We start from the raw sequence: 16,670 nt of genomic DNA on the forward strand, positions 1-16,670 counted from the left end.
GAGGATTTAAACGCAATCTGCTTAGAAAAACATGGGCTTGCCTGAGTTTAACAGGCAAGCCCACTGGTTTATATCACTAGGTCAGCATCTCCAACTAGTAGGGGCCAACTATTATTACGGCCCAACAAGTAGTAAGACGGCTACCGTCTGTCGATTCCTTTGAACGAGAACGCGAACTCCATTGGGCCAGCTGGGATCCGGTACTGCGGCAGAGTTTCCGCACCCCACGCGTTATCACCACCCACACCGCGCCGCGCCAAGGCCGGGCGAATATGCGTATACAACGGGTACGGCAACTCGTTCGGATGCCGAGCCTGCTCCACCTGGAACGGGTTCCACGGCAACGCCGAGAACTCCATCGGGGTATCGGCCTGCAACCGCACGCCAAACCCGTCCTCAGACGTCACTTCTACCCAACGCACACCCACGTGATTACCAGACTCCTGCGGACGCAAATAATGCGCAAAATCCGACCGCGTATCCGACTCCCACACGCCCAAACGCGCCCCCAAACACCGGTCCGAATAGGTTTCATCAGGGCCCGCACCGTAAAAACGGATCTGATCCAAATCCGAATCCACCGTCAACAACATCCCAAACTCCGGCAAATCCGGTAAAGAACTATCACAGTCCAAACGCTCCACCACATGCACAGTTCCATCCAAACCAACGCGGTAAGAAACCGTGCACGTAGCCTCAAACGGGGGAGTGGGAATCCGGTAATCATAACTAATCACCACAAACTGCCCATCAACCCGCGCCTGAAGATCCATCGACTGATCCTCCAAACGCGGCCACGCAGACGCCATCGCCCACACCGCATCATCAAACGAAGAATGCCAACCCCGCTCATTAGACGTGGGCGCATGCCAAAAATTCGGTTTCGGCGACGTACGCAACAACTCCCGCATCGACCCTGGAGTCTCACCAAACTTATACGACGTCATCCCCTGCGTAGTCCTAGAAAACAACGCGCTAAAATTCGGGCCCGACACCCCAATATTATGAATCCCCGTGATCACCCGCGGCGCTTCACGCACCTCAACTGCGCAGCCAGCGGGTGCGGCCGCACTTGTATCGGCATCACCACCGGCAGGCGCGGCTGTACCGCCGCCAACAGTGTGCGCACGCGCGGCAGCAGGGGCGCCAATCGTAGTCACAGGCGCGTCAGTAAGCCCACCAACGCACGCACCGAGCGCAGCTGAACGTGAAGTGGGGAACACAGCCTCAAGATTTGCAACCTCAAAACCCGCCTTCGCATACGCAGTATCGGCCTTCAACAAGAACGAAACATCCACAATGCACTCGCCCGAAACCGTCTCTTCAGGTAGCGCAAACGGAAGGGGATAACTGCGGGTCTCACCCGGCGACACATCCGTGTCCACCACCGCGGTCTGCAACGTCGTCCCCTCATCGCGCAACGTCACCTTGCAAATGAACCGTGAACTATTCGTAAAGTTATACAAGTTAGAGACCGTGAACGTATCCTCTTCCACAGATCCCGTCAACTTCTGGTAAACAAACTTAGCTTCCTGCACCGGAGGTTTCGGGCTCCGATCCGCATAATACAAACCATTGCCGCAAAAGTCCTCATCATTAGGGGCATCGCCATGATCGCCACCGTAAGCCATGTACTCGTTGCCATACCGATCCACAGCCAACAACGCCTGATCCGCAAAATCCCAAATAAAACCACCTTGAAAACGCGGCAAACTCTGCATCAAATCAGTGTAAAGATGCACCGCACCAAAAGAGTTCCCCATGCAGTGCGCAAACTCGGCCAAAATAAACGGCTTATCCGCATTCTCCTCAACAAACTGCGGGACCTTCGCAGCGGGCATATACATGCGGCTATGCACATCACTCGTATCCGGATAGCGATTATCAATCGACGTACCCTCGTAATGCACCGGCCGGTCATCTACCCTGCGCAGATACTGGCCGACCTCAAAAATATTCTTTCCCCCATACGACTCGTTGCCGCACGACCACATCACCACGCACGCATGGTTCTTATCGCGCTCAAACATGCTCGCCGCCCGGTCCAAAGTCGCGGCCGACCAATCCTCAGAATCCCCCGGAACCGCATGCGAAACCGGAAGCCGGCGGTACTCCAACATGTCGAACAAACCATGCGTTTCCAGGTTCACCTCATCCATCACATAGAACCCATATTCATCCGCCAGCTCGTAGAAGAACGAGTTATTCGGATAGTGGCTCGTGCGAATCGCATTCACCCCCAGCCGTTTCAAGGTCACCAAATCCCGCTCCGTCTGCTCCCTGGTGATCGTGCGCCCATCCAAACAGAACTCGTGCCGGTTGACCCCGTGGAACACAATGCGCTCACCGTTGATCTTCAACAAACCGTTTTCAATCCCGAACCGGCGCACCCCGACCCGCAAAGGCACTACCTCAACAGGTTCCCCGGCCCGGTCACGCACCACAAGCGTGCCTTTATACAGATGAGGATCTTCAGCACTCCACAGCCGCGGGCGCTCCACCACCAGCCGCAACCGATGATGCTTACCACGCGCAGGCGTGGCCGCAGTGCTACTCTCTGGATCGTCTGGGGCGGCTTCACCGCTGCTTGCGTGCTCGTTTGTGGCGGCTTCACCGCTACTTGCGCGCTCGTTTGTGGCGGCCCCACCCTCAGGCTGCGCAGAGAATTCCCCCACGCCATCCAGGTGGGCAACCACGCTGCCCTCACCAATTACTTCCACATCCAGGGTTACGGTGGCGCGTGCAAAATCCTCACTCAACCGCGTGGAAACGGCCAAATCATAAGCGTGGGTACGCGGGTACCTGCGCAAGTTTACGCTGCGGAACAAACCGGAGAACCGGAAGAAATCCTGGTCCTCCAACCACGAACCCGAACACCACTTAAAAACCTGCACCGCCAGGCGGTTATTGTGCAGCTTAACTAACTCGGTGACATCAAACTCAGAAGGTGAAAACGAATCCTCCGAATACCCCACGTACCGGCCGTTGAGCCACACCGCGAGCGCACTCTCGGCCCCCTCAAACACAATCGTCACCCGCTCACCGGGCCCCACCTGGCTATCTAAATCAAAATCCTTCACGTAACACGCAGTCGGATTCGACTCGGTAGGTACCTGCGGCGGGTTCACATCAAACAAGCCATCCCACGGATACTGCTTATTCGTGTACTGCGACTGATCATAACCCTGCGTTTGAATATGCCCCGGAACCCGAATCGAATCCCACAATGAAGTGTCGAAAGCTGGTTCTGCGAACCCATCCACAACCTCATGCGGATTCTTAGCTAAATGGAACTTCCAAGTGCCATCTAGACACTGAACCAAACTGGAATCACCGCGCTCACACTCCCGCGCGGAAGCGTAGAAAGCATGGTCAGAATGCGGCCTCATCCTATTTTCAGAAACGAAACGCGGGTTTGCCAGGTTATCAATAGAAAACACGAGGGTCCTTCCGAACTAGAGGGAACTTGCTACGGCCAGAGGAAACCGACGCGTGTCAGAGGGGAACTGGCCAGAAAAGTGGCGCTAACCTTTCAAAGCGCCGTCGGTAATCCCGGAAATGAACTGGCGGGCACCAATGATGAACACCAAAATCAGGGGGACAACCGCGATCAGTGAAGAAGCCATCAACATGCCGTAATCCGTGCCGTGCGCAGACTTCAACTGGCTCAACGCCACCTGCAAAGTGAGCTTATGCGGATCATTGAGCACAATCAATGGCCACATAAAGTCGTTCCACGAACCAATGAACGTGAACATCCCCAAGAACGCTAACGCAGGTTTAATGGTGGGCAGGCACACGTGAATGTACTGGCGGAAAAACCCGCACCCATCCAGCCGCGCCGCTTCCAGAAGCTCAGTTGGGATCGCACTGGTGGCGTACTGGCGCAGCCAGAAAATCCCGAACGCGCCCGCGAGAGCCGGGAAAATCAGGGCCTTCAACTGGCTCACCCACCCGAGCTTACTGATCAGCAAGAACTGCGGGATAGTAGCCAACTGAGCGGGCAGCAGGAACGTGGCCATGATGATGCCAAACAGGAAGTTCCGCCCCGGGAACCGGTATTTCGCGAACGCGAATGCGGTGATGGAAGAGATGAACAAGCCCAGGAACGTCACGGTTAACGCAACGAACGTGGTGTTGAGCATCGCGCCCCAAATGTTGACCCTAGACATCACCGTCCCGAAGTTCTCCAAGAACTTTTCGCCCGGCAAAACCACGGGTGGGAACTTGAAAATCACCGATGACGGGTGCGTGGACAGCACTATCATCCAGTAGAAGGGGAACAAAGAGATTAGCGCGCCCACAATCAAGAACCCGTGCCGGGCAATCACGGAGGGCCGCGGTGGTTTGCGGCGTAAAGCGATTTCGCGTTCGGGCTGCCCGTCGCGCGCCTTGATTTTAAATATCTTAGGTTTGCGGGTCAAAAGAGCCATTACCGCACCTTATCCTTACGTTCCTTGGTGATAATCCAGTTGATAAACGAGAAGAACATGACGATCACAAACACACCCCATGCGATCGCCGCGCCGTACCCGTACCGGTTTTCTTGGAAGGCAACCGAGAAGAAGTACAGCACCATCGTTAGACCCGAGTTCCCCACACCACCAGCAGATGCAGCGCCCGAAGACGTGGAAGAAGTTAGCACCTGCGCTTCCGTGAAGCTTTGCAGTGAACCAATCGTAGACATGAGGGTGATGAACAAGACGATGGGCCGCAACTGGGGGAGCGTGATGCGGAAGAAGGTTTGCCAACCGTTCGCGCCATCGAGTGCGGCCTGTTCGTACTGCGTTTTATCAATCGCCTGCAACCCCGCCAGAATCAGCAGGGCGTTATAACCCACGAACGCCCACGTGGTGAGTGCAGAAATTGCGATCTTAATGCCCCACTCGCTTTGCAACCAGGGGATGTTTGACATGCCTAGGGTGCGCACAAACGCGTTCGCTAAACCGAACTGGCTAGAGAAGATTGAACTGAAAAGAATCCCCATCGCCACCATCGAGGTGATGTTGGGAATCAAATAAATAACCCGATACGTGGTGGAAAACCGGATCACCGAGTTGAGCATCAACGCCAAAATCGTGGCGATCGTCAACGTCGGGACCGTGCCCATAACCCACAGTATCAACGTGTTGGCTAATGACTTGTAGAACAGCGGGTCGGAGACTAGGTACTTGAAGTTGGTTAACCCAACAAAGTGAATCTCACCTAGCCCCGACCAGTCTGTAAACGCCAACACCATCGTAAAAAGAATGGGCATGGCGCCGAATACGGTGAAAAAGAAGAAGTAGGGAGAGACGGCTATGTATTGTGGTATCGCCTTAATCCATCTGGCTCGCTTCCGTTTTTTAGCTCTTTCATCGTATTCAGCTGTAGTGCCCTGTTTTTTACGTAATCGAGGCGATGCCATACCGTTTACCTAACCTTTAAACCAACTTGCTCGGCCATACGCTTAGACGCGGTAACCGCATCTTTCCACGCTTGGTCGCGATCTTTACCGGAAGATTCCACGTTCTCCAGTTCCGCCGTGAACGGTGCAGACACGGTGTCGGAGTGCGCGTGTTTGAAAACAGGTTTCACCTCTTTCGCTGCGTCGCCGAACACTTCCGCTGCTTTCTGGCCGCCCAAGAACTCAACCGGGCCCGACACTTCCTCCATCTCGTATGAGGCGGGGGTGGAGGGGAAGTTCCCTTTATCTTGGTATTCGTAAGCCTGGTTCTTCGGGTTCAAAATGAACTTAATCAGTTCAAACGAGGCCTTCGGATCGTCCACGCCCTTCGGGATCGTGAGGAACGAACCACCGTTGTTAGTGGGGCTGCCCGGGTGCTTGCACACGCGCCACTTACCTTTTGTCTCTGGCGCGTCCACCTGCAGGTCCGCGAGGTGCCAGGAGGCCCCGAAGTCTGCGGGGAGCCGGCCATCGTTCACAGCTGCCGCTGTGTCCGCCGTGTCTGCCTGCAGTTTCGCAACAATCCCCGCGTCGAGGGCCTTCAAGCTCTCGTCCCACGCGTGGCGTACGTGCTCCTGGTCGCCAATGTAGTTGTCATCCTCGTCGATGAAGTCTTTACCAGACTGCGCACGGATGGTACCGAACATGCCCGAGCAGTTACGGATCAAGAACGTGTTCTCTCGCTTGCTCTTCAGCTCTTTGCCCAGTTCAATGAACGCGTCCCACTCGTGGATGGCCTTCGCCAGCTCATCGGGCTCTGACGGCAGGCCCGCTTCTTCCATCACGTCGTTACGGTAGAACAAGACGGTGGGGCCAATGTCGATTGGGATCCCGATTTGTTTACCGTCGTGCGTGGTGGCCTCATCCCATTTCCACTCGAGGTACTGGTCTTTGATGTCTTTGGCACCGAGCTCGTTTAGGTCTTCGAAGTACTTATCTTGGGTTAGGAAGAAGGGGAGGTCTTGGCCCTTAACCCCAGTGACATCGGGAAGTCCCGACGCAGCGGTGAACGCTGTGGTTAGTTTCTGTTTGAAGTCCCCGCCAATAACATTTTGGCTCAGGTCATACTGTTTTAGATTTGTCTTAACTTCCTCCAGCAGCTTCTCACCAAAACCCTCTGGCCATGTCCACAGGGTCATTTTCTTAGTTTCGCCGTCGCCGCCTTTTTTAGATCCAGATGAGGCCTCGGTTGAACAACCGTTTAAACCTACTAGTCCAAATAGGCCTAGCCCCAATACGCCCGATTTCAACAACGATCGTCGTGTTAACTGCATCCTTAACTCCTTTATGAAAAGAAACCTCGAGTGAAGGTGTTCGTGATGTTTACCACGTCATTTGGAGAGTAACACGGTTTGCTCATTTATGGAACCATTTGAACGTATTGCTCGAAAATGAACGATTGTCCATGTATTATGTTTATATGCTTAAAGTGGAGCGCCAGGCAGCAATCGTTGATTTACTGCGGGTAAAGGGTAGTTTGTCGGTTTCCCAAATAGTTGATGAGTTAGAGGTGAGCCCCTCGACGGCCCGCCGTGACTTGATTGACTTGCAGGAATCTGGGCGAGTTGGGCGCACTTGGGGTGGGGCTAGATTAATTGACCAGGTCGACGACCCTTTTGAGGAAGCGCTGGAACGGCAAACCGCAGCTAAACAATCGATAGGAACAGCGGCGGCAGAACTGGTGCCCGATGGTGCGGCCGTGTACATCGACGTGGGCACCACTTGTTATAACGTGGCTGCATCATTGGTGCGCCGCAACGTAGTTGTAGTAACCGCGTCGCTTCCAACATTTGAGATGCTGCGTAAACAATCGCGCCCAGACAGCCCCCGCATCTGCCTGGTGGGCGGGGAATGGTCCGAACGCTACATGTGCTTTTCCGGTAACGACGTCGTGTCCGTACTAGAGCGCCGCTCGATCGATATCGCGTTCATCGGCTGCTCCGGCATCGACCTGGGCGGGCGGGTGCGCGACAACTCGTCCTCACAAACCACTATTAAACAAGCAGTCCTCGCCGCGTCGGCACGCAGCTACGTACTGGCGGACGCACGCAAATTTCCAGGGAAAGGAGCTTATATTCCATTCGCAGTTTCTGACACTGCGGGCATCATCACCGACGTCGACGTTCTTCCCCCAACTGTTAAAGAACTGCGCGTCAAAAACAGAATTGAGGTTATTAACGTATGATTTTGACGATTCTAGGCGGCGGGGGCTTCCGCGTACCTCTGGTCTATCAAGCGATCTTAAAAGACACCTCGGACGAGCGCGTTACTGAACTGCGTTTGTACGACATTGACGAATCTCGACTCCAAACCATCTACCGAGTCCTCACTGAACTGAACGAAACCGCTGACTACCATCCGCGTATCGTGGCCACGACGGACCTGGTTGAAGCGATCGCGGGCGCGGACTTCATCTTCTCTGCAATCCGCGTGGGCGGCACCCAGGGACGGGCGCTGGACGAAGTCATTTCCCTTAAACACGGCGTTATCGGCCAAGAAACCGTTGGGGCAGGCGGGATTTCGTACGCGCTTCGGGGGATTCCTGAGGTGGTGGCAATCGCTTTACAGGTTAAGAAACACGCTCCGAACGCATGGGTCATCAACTTCACGAACCCCGCGGGCATCATGTCCGAAGTGATGCAGCGCTACATCCCCGGCCGTATCGTCGGAATCTGCGACTCCCCGGTGGGGCTGGCCCGCCGGATCCTCACCGCCCTGCAGCGCGCCCAACTCCTTCCGCAGGACCTACCTACAAACGTGCCTGGCAACAAACGCGTGCACGTGGAATACGCAGGGCTTAACCACCTCGGGTGGATCACAAAACTCCTGGTAGATGGGCAAGACGTAATCCCTGTTTTACTGCAACGCCCAGACCTCATTGAATCCTTCGAAGAAGGCCGCCTATTTGGCGCAAACCTAGTGCAAAGCCTGGGGAGTGTACCCAACGAGTACCTGCACTACTACTATTACCCGCGCGAGAACCTCCAGACCGATCAAAAATCGGACCACACGCGCGGCCGGTACCTAGAAGAACAACAAAACCGGTTCTACACGCAAGCCGAATCAACCGAAACGGGTGTGTTTAACCTGTGGGAACGCACGCGGCTGGAGCGCGAACAAACCTACATGGCGACGAACCGGGAGGCGACCGGTAACTTTGAACGCGACACGCAAGATTTGGAAAGCGGGGGGTACGACAAGATTGCGCTCGCCATCATGCACGCGATCGCGAACGACGTGCCGGCGGAACTGATATTAAACGTTGCGAACCAAGGAGTCATTAAAGAACTGGATGATTCCGCGGTTGTGGAAATCCCCTGCCGGGTGGATGGGCGCGGAATCCACCTGCCCGAAACCGCTCACCTACCAGACCACGCACGCGGCCTGGTGGTGAACGCGAAGTACGTGGAGCGAGAAACGATTCTGGCGGCGCTGGACCACTCGCGTGCCGACGCGATCTTGGCGCTCGCACACCACCCTCTGGTGGATTCCTTTAACGTAGCCACGCAGCTGCTAGACGATTTAGTAGACCACTTTGAAGCCTTGCAACCGTTAGGAAAACACGATGTTTGATGATCGCAACCTGGTGGAAGAGCGCATATCCGACCTTGTGGAACGGCTAGAACGCGCATCCACCCGGACAGTGACCACCGCTACCTCGGGCGCGTGGCGGGCACCGGGGGAACCGGTTGATTTCCGCACCGCCACCGTGCAAACTTACGAACCGTTTGCGGCGGGCACGCCGTGGGGGCCGGCGTGGAGCACCTGGTGGCTTGAGATTCGCGGTCAGGTACCTGCCGAGTATGCGCACGCGGACCTGGAGTTGAAAATCGATTTAGGGTTTGAGGGTGACTGGCCGGGCAACCAGTCCGAAGGCATGGTCTACACCCGGCAAGGCACGCCTTTGAAAGCGATTAACCCGATGAACAACGAGGTGGCGCTAAACCACGGCCACTTCGCCAGCCAACCTGACACGCAGATATTAGACGGGGAAGGCCGGTTCCACGTGTTCGTTGAGGCCGGATGCAACCCGAACATGGGTGGGTTCATGAACCACCCGTCCGCGCAGGGGGATTTACGGACCCGCACGGAGGAGAACCTGTGGGTTTTTAAGGGCGCGGAAGTTATTGTGCGCGACCAGGACGTGTGGGGTTTGCAGCTCGACATGGAGGTGCTGAATGACCTCATGCGGCAACTACCAGTGGATTCCACGCGGCGGGCGGTGATTTTGCGGCAACTGGAGCGGGCGGCGAACACGCTCGAAGCCGGGCCCCTGGAACGAACGGCGAGTGAAGCGCGGCAGGTGTTGGCGCCGGTAATTGATTCTGGGGTTGGTGGTTCGGCGCAGCAGATGACTGCGGTGGGGCATGCGCATATCGACTCGGCGTGGTTGTGGCCGATTAGGGAAACCCGGCGCAAAGTGGTGCGCACCTACTCGAATGTGACGGCGCTGGCACAGCAGTATCCGGACATGCGTTTTGCCTGCACCTCCGCGCAGCACTACGAATGGCTGCGACAAGACAGCCCCGAGGTATACGCGCGTGTCAAAGACATGATTGCGCGCGGGCAGTGGGAAGTGGTTGGTGGCATGTGGGTTGAACCCGACGCCAACCTGCCCAGCGGGGAAGCCCTGGTGCGGCAACTGACAGTGGGGTTGAAGTGGTTCCAGGACCACCTGGGGGTGCGGCCACGCTGCTTGTGGCTTCCGGATTCGTTTGGGTATAACGGTGCGTTGCCTCAGATTGCCAAGCTTGCGGGCATGCAGTACTTCTTCACCCAGAAGCTGAACTGGAATCAGACCAACACGATGCCGCACCACACGTTCTGGTGGGAAGGCATTGACGGCACGCGTATTTTTACGCACTTCCCACCCGTGGACTGCTACGACTCAATCGTTAGCCCTAAAGAAGTGCGGTTCGCAGAAAAGAACTTTAAGGAAAAAGGCCTCACCCCTTATTCACTCCTGCCGTACGGGTACGGAGATGGTGGAGGCGGCCCCACCCGGGAGATGGTTGAGCGGGTGCGCCGGCTGTCGAACTGTGAGGGTGCGCCCGCAGTGAGATCCGGTGGGGTGGAAGAGTTCTTTGACCGCGCCCGCGCGGACTATCCGGATGCACCCGTGTGGTCGGGAGAAATGTACTTGGAGTTCCACCGCGGCGTATACACTTCTGCGCACCGGTTGAAGCAGGGGAACCGGCGGGTTGAAGCCGCCATGTTTGAGCTCGAATGGTTAGCCACCGCGGCGAGCCAGCTGGGGAACACTGAAGATTCACGCTTGTCTTCGCATGAGGGAGACAAGTACCCTCAGGTGGAAAACAAGCACTCGCAAGTGGAAACCAAGTACCCTCATGCGGAATTGACGGGGCTATGGGAACGAATGCTGCTGCTACAGTTCCACGACATTTTGCCGGGAACGGGAATCGCGTGGGTAAATCAGGACGCGCAGGCGGAATACGCGCAGCTAGCAGATGATATTGAGGGCATGCGCGGCCAACTAATACGGCAACTGGACCACGCCGCGCAGGCGCAGGCGGGGGAGCATGAAGCGCTCACTGTGCTTAACGCCGCGCCCATTGATCGCACAGAAGTGATCGAGATGGCGGGTGAACTAGCGCTGGTGGACGTGCCAAGCATGAGCGCGACCCCGCTAGAAGAAGCGGTGCGCGAACCAGAAAACACCGTGACGCTAGAACACGCTGCCACGCGCGGTAAACGCGAGCGGGCAGACTCGGAATTGGCTAAACAAGCCCGGCCGGCTGAGCCGGCCGCTTCAAAAGTAGGTAAACAAACCCAACTAGTTACGCAAGTGGATGCGGTTAAGCATGCAGACTCCAAAGTGGAATCCGGGTACGTGCTCGACAACGGCAAGGTCCGCGTGACCATAAGTGCGGACGGGCTGATCACGGGGCTGCGTGACTTGGTGGCGGGTCGGGACGTGCTGGTCGACGGGGCAGTAGCGAACCTGCTGCGCCTGCACCCGGACAATCCAAGTTGTTTTGACGCGTGGGAACTGCAGCACCACTACCGTGCCAGCCACGAAGACGTCACCGCAGTGGAATCAATCGAAACACATGCGGAACCTTTGCGTGCAAGCATCACGGTTACCCGCCGGCACGGCGATTCCACGTTTGTGCAGACAATCAGTTTGGATGCGGATGCCACTCACGTTGATTTCGCGTTGGACGTCGACTGGCACGAGCGGGCGAAAGTGCTGAAAGTACTATTCCCACTAGATATCGCCGCCACCGACGTGAAAGACGAGATCCCATTCGGATGGATCAGCCGCCCAATGCAGACGAACACGCCGTGGGACTTCGCGCGGTTCGAAACCAGTGGGCAGCGCTGGATGCTTCTGGATGAACCCGGGTACGCAGTGGCGCTTGCCAACGACTCTACGTACGGCCACGACGTCCGCCACCTAACCGCGGCCGGTGCTCGGCGGGCTGGGGTGTGCGTGGGGCTTACCGCGTTGCGCTCGGCTCAAGCGCCGGACCCGCATGTGGACGAGGGGCAACAAAGCCTGCGTTACCGCCTGCAAGTGGGCTCTGACGTGCGCAAGGCAACTGAACTGGGGATCGGCTTAAACCAGCCGATCCGAACCCGTACCGCGAAAGTAAACGCAACGTCGCTGGTGTCACTCAACGCCGCCTCAACGCATGCGCACGCCGTGATTGACTCGGTTAAACGCGCGGACGACGCATCTGGCGACCTGATTGTCCGCCTGCACGAAAACGCGGGGACGCGCAGCGAAGTCGCCCTGACCCTGGGGGTACCAGCCGCAAACCTGCGGGAAGTAGACCTGTGCGAAGATCCACTGGCAGCTGACAGTGAGTTCGCATCCACACAGCAACTTCCAACCGAACTGCGGGCCGGGCAGCCGCTCACCCTCAAACTACGACCCTTCCAAATCTTGACCCTAAGGATGGTGACCCAATGAAACTGCTTTTAATCTGTCTTGATGGCGTGCGTGCAGACTACGCGCTGCCGGACTTTATGGAAGAAAACCCGCTTTTCAAAACCCCAGACCACCCTGCGGACCCGCGTTTTTCCAGTGGCGGCAAAGACCACACGCTCCCACCGCAAGAGCGGCCTAAAAACCTGGCGCGCACCCTGAATCGGCTCGGTCGGGGCGATGAGCATTCCGAAGGGAAAGTGATTCCCATGTGGATGACTCCACCCACGGATTCCGGGCCCGGCTGGTCCACGATCATCACCGGGGCAACGCACGAGGAATGCAACGTGTGGTGGAATGAGTTCGTTGGCCACGAGCTAGCGAAAACCCCTGATATTCTTTCGCGCGTTTTCTTCGCCAACCCGAAAGCCCGCACCCTGGCGGCGTGCACGTGGGATGCGTTCACCGTCGGATCTGGGCCTGGACCCATGGTTCACCAGCGCGTGGACCAGCAGCGAACAGGCCAGCACAAAGTGTTCCACCCGGACGTTTCAAACGGCGTGCCAGCTGCGGACGCGTCCGTTATCCAGTGGGCCACTTGGCATTTATTACATGAGGGTCCAGACGCGGCCGTGGTCTATCTGGAGGGGGTGGACGCGGCGGGGCATGCGCACGGCGCGGAGTCTGAACAGTACCGCGACGCCATCTCTCAGGTGGATGAGTGGGTGCGGTACCTCATTAAAGCCGTTGCGGAACGCTACGAGCAGTTGGGCGAAGAATGGCTGGTGGCAGTCACCACGGACCACGGGCATAAACCAGAAGGTGGGCACGGTGAAGATGAAGTGGAGGTGCGCCGCAGCTTCCTCATCACCCACATGATTGGCGGTAAGCTTCCGCAAGTTATTCGCGATAAAGAGGTTCTTCATTCCCATGAGGTCATGTGGTTGCTCCTTGACGCGATGGGCGTTAAAAACGGTAGTTATGACGCCCCCGGGGTAGGCGAGCTACAGGATATTGAAACCGTGGGCCCCACCCGGAACCTCGACTTCGAATGGTGAACTAACGCAGCCCGCGCCACCTATACGAATGGTGAACTAACGCAGCCCGCGCCACCTATACGAATGGTGGGCTTACGCGGCTGGCGTCGGCCACCCATCCGAATAGTGACTAGGAACTAAATAACTGGTGATGGCACCTCGCGCATCTAAACCAGGAGCCGCGGCTCTAGTTGTGCGCGAGGTGCAGCATCAGTTCGCACGCCATGGAGTTAGACCAGCTGAACCATTCGCGGGTAAACACGTTCGGGTCACTCGGGTCAAAACTCTCGTGCGTCCACCCGGTACCCCCGTCGGTCGTGAGGATGGTTTCTAAGCACTGAGCCGCGTCATCCACAGAGCCCGTCAGTCCCTCACAGGCAAGTGCAATATGCCAAATGTACCCCTTGGGAGTGTGGGGGCTACCCACCCCACAGGCATACGGACCCGTGTAATAATACGGGTTCGCGGGGCTCAGTACGCGCTCGCGGGTCGCGCAATAAATCGGATCACTACTGGGAATATCAGACACTAGCGGCAGGGACAGCAAAGACGGCATGTTCGCATCGTCGGCCATTAACGCGTTGCCCAGACCATCGACCTCGTAGGCATAAACTCCGTCAATAATCCCGTGTTCTTGCACGCCCGTTTCAATCTCGCGGGCGAGCTGGAGGGCGGATTCTTGCAACGCAGGGTCGTCCCAAACCTCGCAGAACTCGGCGATCATGCGACACGCGGAAACCGCCATGAGTTGGGCGGGAATGTTGTACCCGTAGGTGCACGCGTCGTCTGAGGGGCGGAATCCACTCCACGTCATGCCCGTTACCGCAACGGGAGCGCCGCGGCCCTCGCGCGCCAACGTGTCCACGGGTTCACTGGGCCGCACATGCCGGTAGGGGGAGCGTTCCTCGTGATCCTGTTCGGTTCGCCACAACGCAACTATTTTCGCAGCAGCCTGGTGAACTTGCGGCGTTAAATGCGCGGGGCCGTTTAGCTGCCAGAACCGGTGTGCCAGGCGGACGGGGAACGCGAGCGAATCAATCTCGTACTTACGTTCCCACACCTGCGGGCTGAGGTCCAGGTCGTCCGCAGCGAAATGAGCGCCCGACGCGGTGGCGTTGAACGCGTTCGCGTACGGATCAATATTGATGAACTGCCACTGCTGGCGGATCACCGCGCTGACAGTGCGGGCCACGACGGGGAGGGAAGTGAACCGTAAGAACGGCAGTAGTTGAGCTGAAGAATCGCGCAGCCACATCGCAGGAATATCGCCTGTGATAACAAATACACCCCCGTCAGAAGGGGACATCGTGGTCTGCCACGTATTCAACATCAGGCGCGTGAACCACTGCCCCGCAACCTGCCCACACGCGCGGGTAATCTTTTGCGCAGCTTGGTTTAGCGCCTCAACCAGTTCCGGTGGCGCCGGGTTCGTTATCTTCTGCAACTGCGTACTCCTATTCCTCTAAAACGATTTATTCGCACCACGCGGCTCCACCAGCCCAGCAACCGTCAGTTGTGCTGCAAGCAGTTTTCCTGCCGCGCGGGGTAATGCCGCGTGCAGTAATTATTCGGCCAGCCCACACGCATATTTAGTTGGCTTGCGTGGGTTTACTTGGCTTGCGCGGGTTTACTTGGCTTGCGCGGGTGGGCGGCACCAATTAATCTCCGCTGCCGTCAACCGAGCTAGATGCGGCATTAGTTGATCCACTGACTCCACGTGTTCACTGCCACCAGTCCACAACTGCTGCGCAACTGAGCACCCGCGCGGCCACGCGGAGTACTCTGCGCGCGGCCACGTGCGGATGTACTCGGCCCACACTTGGAACTGTCCGCCGAGCACCCGCCCGCGTGCAGCCTTGTTTTCAGCTGTAGTGGTTTCAGTGCCAGCGGCCTCAGTTTCAGCAGTTTCAGTTTCGACGGGTTCAGTGCCACCGGTTTCACCTTGAGGCACAATCGCCTCATGATATTTCGCAACCTTCTCAAACGTCACCGGACCACCAATCGAAAGGGGCTCATTCGCGCTCTCGTACTGACTGTTATCCAGATACGTGTATTCCGCGATTGCGGCAATAACGTCGTGACCAGCGTTAACAGCCTCGGTAATGGCTTTCTTGTCGCGCCACACCATTACGGTCACCTCTTTAGGAGCCCCGCCTTCAAGCACCTCATCCCAAGCAACTACTTGGCGGCCATGTTCAATCAGGTGGGCGGTGATCTGTTCTTCAAACCACGCCTGTGCCTCATGCGTATTCTGCGCTCCGGCTTTACGCATCGTTTCTTGCGATGAGGGGTCAGTCAGCCACTCGTCACCTGGGCATTCGTCACCCCCAATATGAATAGGGGAGTTGGGAAACACAGTCATCACGTGGTCCAGCACGTCTTTGCAGAACTGCACGGTGGTTTCGTTTAGCTTCAGAACGTGCCCAGAAATACCGAAACACGTGCGCGGGTGTTTAACGTGGTCGCACCCAAGGTACGGGTACGCAGCGATCGCGGATTCCATGTGCCCGGGCATATCAATCTCGGGCATAATCGTGATTCCAAGCTCATCCGCGTGCTCATTCAGACGTATTAACTGTTCTGTCGTGTAGTACCCACCGTGGGGAACCCCGTCGTGAGCTGCGTAGTCGTCACAATCGTTTTCATCCGGGGGCGGTTGGTGTCCGCGCACCGTGCCGGGTCGCCACGCACCCGTGCGCGTTAGTTCCGGATATTTCGGGATGGGGATGCGCCACCCCTGGTCGTCCGTCAAGTGCAGGTGCAGCACGTTCAGTTTGTGCATCGCCATTACATCGAGGTACTTGAGGAGACCTTCAAACGGTAGAAAGTGGCGGGCCACGTCGCTGTGTGCGCCGCGCCAAGCGTACTGGGGTTCATCTTCAATCTCCACGCAAGCCACGGTGACTTCCTGCATGGGCCCCGGCCCGTAGATCTGCACGGGCATGAGCTGCAGCAGGGTTTGCACTGCCCGCGCTGCTCCCTGCTCCGTACCGAAGAACAGTTGCGCTTGGTGCTCGTTCACTACCAGTCGGTACTGTTCCCCGGCAAGAGTTTCGTCCCATTCAAAACTAATGGTGCCATCTGGGCCATCTTGCACCGTGAGCCCCCCGGCCTGCTGTAAATGGCGCTTTAGCGTGCGTACCGCTTTCACGTCACCGGTAATGACAACCGGGTCGGGGAGGGTAAGCTGACCGCTCTGCCAGTGAACTTCCTTTGGAGTTGGGATCAGGAGCATGTTCTTCCTTTCGTCATCGGCAAACTAAGAATACGGGCGTAAAGCATTGCAGTTGCGTTG

The 16,670-nt window shown here is 57.1% G+C and carries 10 protein-coding genes; 4 read left to right on the top strand and 6 right to left on the bottom strand.

Annotated elements, in window-relative coordinates:
• Positions 1 to 140: 140 nt before the first annotated feature.
• The 4 genes from lacZ to QS713_RS04285 all read right to left on the bottom strand — a co-directional run bounded on the left by lacZ (position 141) and on the right by QS713_RS04285 (position 6,720).
• On the bottom strand, positions 141 to 3,440 hold the full coding sequence (gene lacZ, locus QS713_RS04270; protein ID WP_313272694.1) for a beta-galactosidase, LacZ type: 3,300 nt from the start codon (positions 3,438 to 3,440) through the stop codon (positions 141 to 143).
• A gap of 84 nt (positions 3,441 to 3,524) precedes the next feature.
• Positions 3,525 to 4,433, bottom strand: coding sequence for a carbohydrate ABC transporter permease (locus QS713_RS04275; protein WP_313272696.1), 909 nt, complete (start codon positions 4,431 to 4,433; stop codon positions 3,525 to 3,527).
• Complete coding sequence (locus QS713_RS04280) at positions 4,433 to 5,257, bottom strand: carbohydrate ABC transporter permease (RefSeq protein ID WP_313272698.1); 825 nt, start codon at positions 5,255 to 5,257, stop codon at positions 4,433 to 4,435. Before QS713_RS04280 ends, QS713_RS04275 begins: the two co-directional genes overlap by 1 nt.
• Before the next feature lie 155 nt (positions 5,258 to 5,412).
• Positions 5,413 to 6,720 carry an ABC transporter substrate-binding protein gene (locus tag QS713_RS04285; protein WP_313272699.1) on the bottom strand — a complete coding sequence of 436 codons (1,308 nt, stop codon included), beginning with the start codon at positions 6,718 to 6,720 and terminating at the stop codon, positions 5,413 to 5,415.
• Positions 6,721 to 6,851: 131 nt separating this feature from the next.
• On the opposite strand from QS713_RS04285, the gene QS713_RS04290 reads away from it, so the two are divergent.
• The 4 genes from QS713_RS04290 to QS713_RS04305 are packed head-to-tail and all read left to right on the top strand — an operon-like array spanning position 6,852 to position 13,396.
• Positions 6,852 to 7,631 carry a DeoR/GlpR family DNA-binding transcription regulator gene (locus tag QS713_RS04290; protein ID WP_313272701.1) on the top strand — a complete coding sequence of 260 codons (780 nt, stop codon included), beginning with the start codon at positions 6,852 to 6,854 and terminating at the stop codon, positions 7,629 to 7,631.
• On the top strand, positions 7,628 to 9,019 hold the full coding sequence (locus QS713_RS04295; protein ID WP_313272703.1) for a 6-phospho-beta-glucosidase: 1,392 nt from the start codon (positions 7,628 to 7,630) through the stop codon (positions 9,017 to 9,019). Before QS713_RS04290 ends, QS713_RS04295 begins: the two co-directional genes overlap by 4 nt.
• Positions 9,012 to 12,383, top strand: a complete 3,372-nt coding sequence (locus QS713_RS04300) for an alpha-mannosidase (protein ID WP_313272705.1) — start codon at positions 9,012 to 9,014, stop codon at positions 12,381 to 12,383. Before QS713_RS04295 ends, QS713_RS04300 begins: the two co-directional genes overlap by 8 nt.
• A complete protein-coding gene (locus tag QS713_RS04305; protein ID WP_313272707.1) occupies positions 12,380 to 13,396 on the top strand; it encodes an alkaline phosphatase family protein in 1,017 nt (338 codons plus the stop codon). Before QS713_RS04300 ends, QS713_RS04305 begins: the two co-directional genes overlap by 4 nt.
• A gap of 166 nt (positions 13,397 to 13,562) precedes the next feature.
• Here QS713_RS04305 and QS713_RS04310 read toward each other — a convergent pair whose 3' ends face one another.
• Together QS713_RS04310 and QS713_RS04315 are read right to left on the bottom strand one after the other, a co-directional pair.
• Positions 13,563 to 14,819, bottom strand: a complete 1,257-nt coding sequence (locus QS713_RS04310) for a glycoside hydrolase family 125 protein (protein ID WP_313272709.1) — start codon at positions 14,817 to 14,819, stop codon at positions 13,563 to 13,565.
• Between the two features lie 183 nt (positions 14,820 to 15,002).
• Entirely contained in the window at positions 15,003 to 16,610 is a 1,608-nt protein-coding gene (locus tag QS713_RS04315) for a beta-N-acetylhexosaminidase (protein ID WP_313272710.1), read from the bottom strand.
• Positions 16,611 to 16,670: the final 60 nt, after the last annotated feature.

The organism is Gleimia hominis (assembly GCF_032085515.1).
Lineage (GTDB): Bacteria > Actinomycetota > Actinomycetes > Actinomycetales > Actinomycetaceae > Gleimia > Gleimia hominis.

Bases quoted from the DNA above. Each gene is read 5' to 3' on its own strand.
- QS713_RS04315 (WP_313272710.1), bottom strand. From the start codon at position 16,610: ATGCTCCTGATCCCAACTCCAAAGGAAGTTCACTGGCAGAGCGGTCAG.
- QS713_RS04300 (WP_313272705.1), top strand. From the start codon at position 9,012: ATGTTTGATGATCGCAACCTGGTGGAAGAGCGCATATCCGACCTTGTG.
- QS713_RS04285 (WP_313272699.1), bottom strand. From the start codon at position 6,720: ATGCAGTTAACACGACGATCGTTGTTGAAATCGGGCGTATTGGGGCTA.
- QS713_RS04295 (WP_313272703.1), top strand. From the start codon at position 7,628: ATGATTTTGACGATTCTAGGCGGCGGGGGCTTCCGCGTACCTCTGGTC.
- QS713_RS04280 (WP_313272698.1), bottom strand. From the start codon at position 5,257: ATGCCCATTCTTTTTACGATGGTGTTGGCGTTTACAGACTGGTCGGGG.
- QS713_RS04305 (WP_313272707.1), top strand. From the start codon at position 12,380: ATGAAACTGCTTTTAATCTGTCTTGATGGCGTGCGTGCAGACTACGCG.
- QS713_RS04275 (WP_313272696.1), bottom strand. From the start codon at position 4,433: ATGGCTCTTTTGACCCGCAAACCTAAGATATTTAAAATCAAGGCGCGC.
- QS713_RS04290 (WP_313272701.1), top strand. From the start codon at position 6,852: ATGTATTATGTTTATATGCTTAAAGTGGAGCGCCAGGCAGCAATCGTT.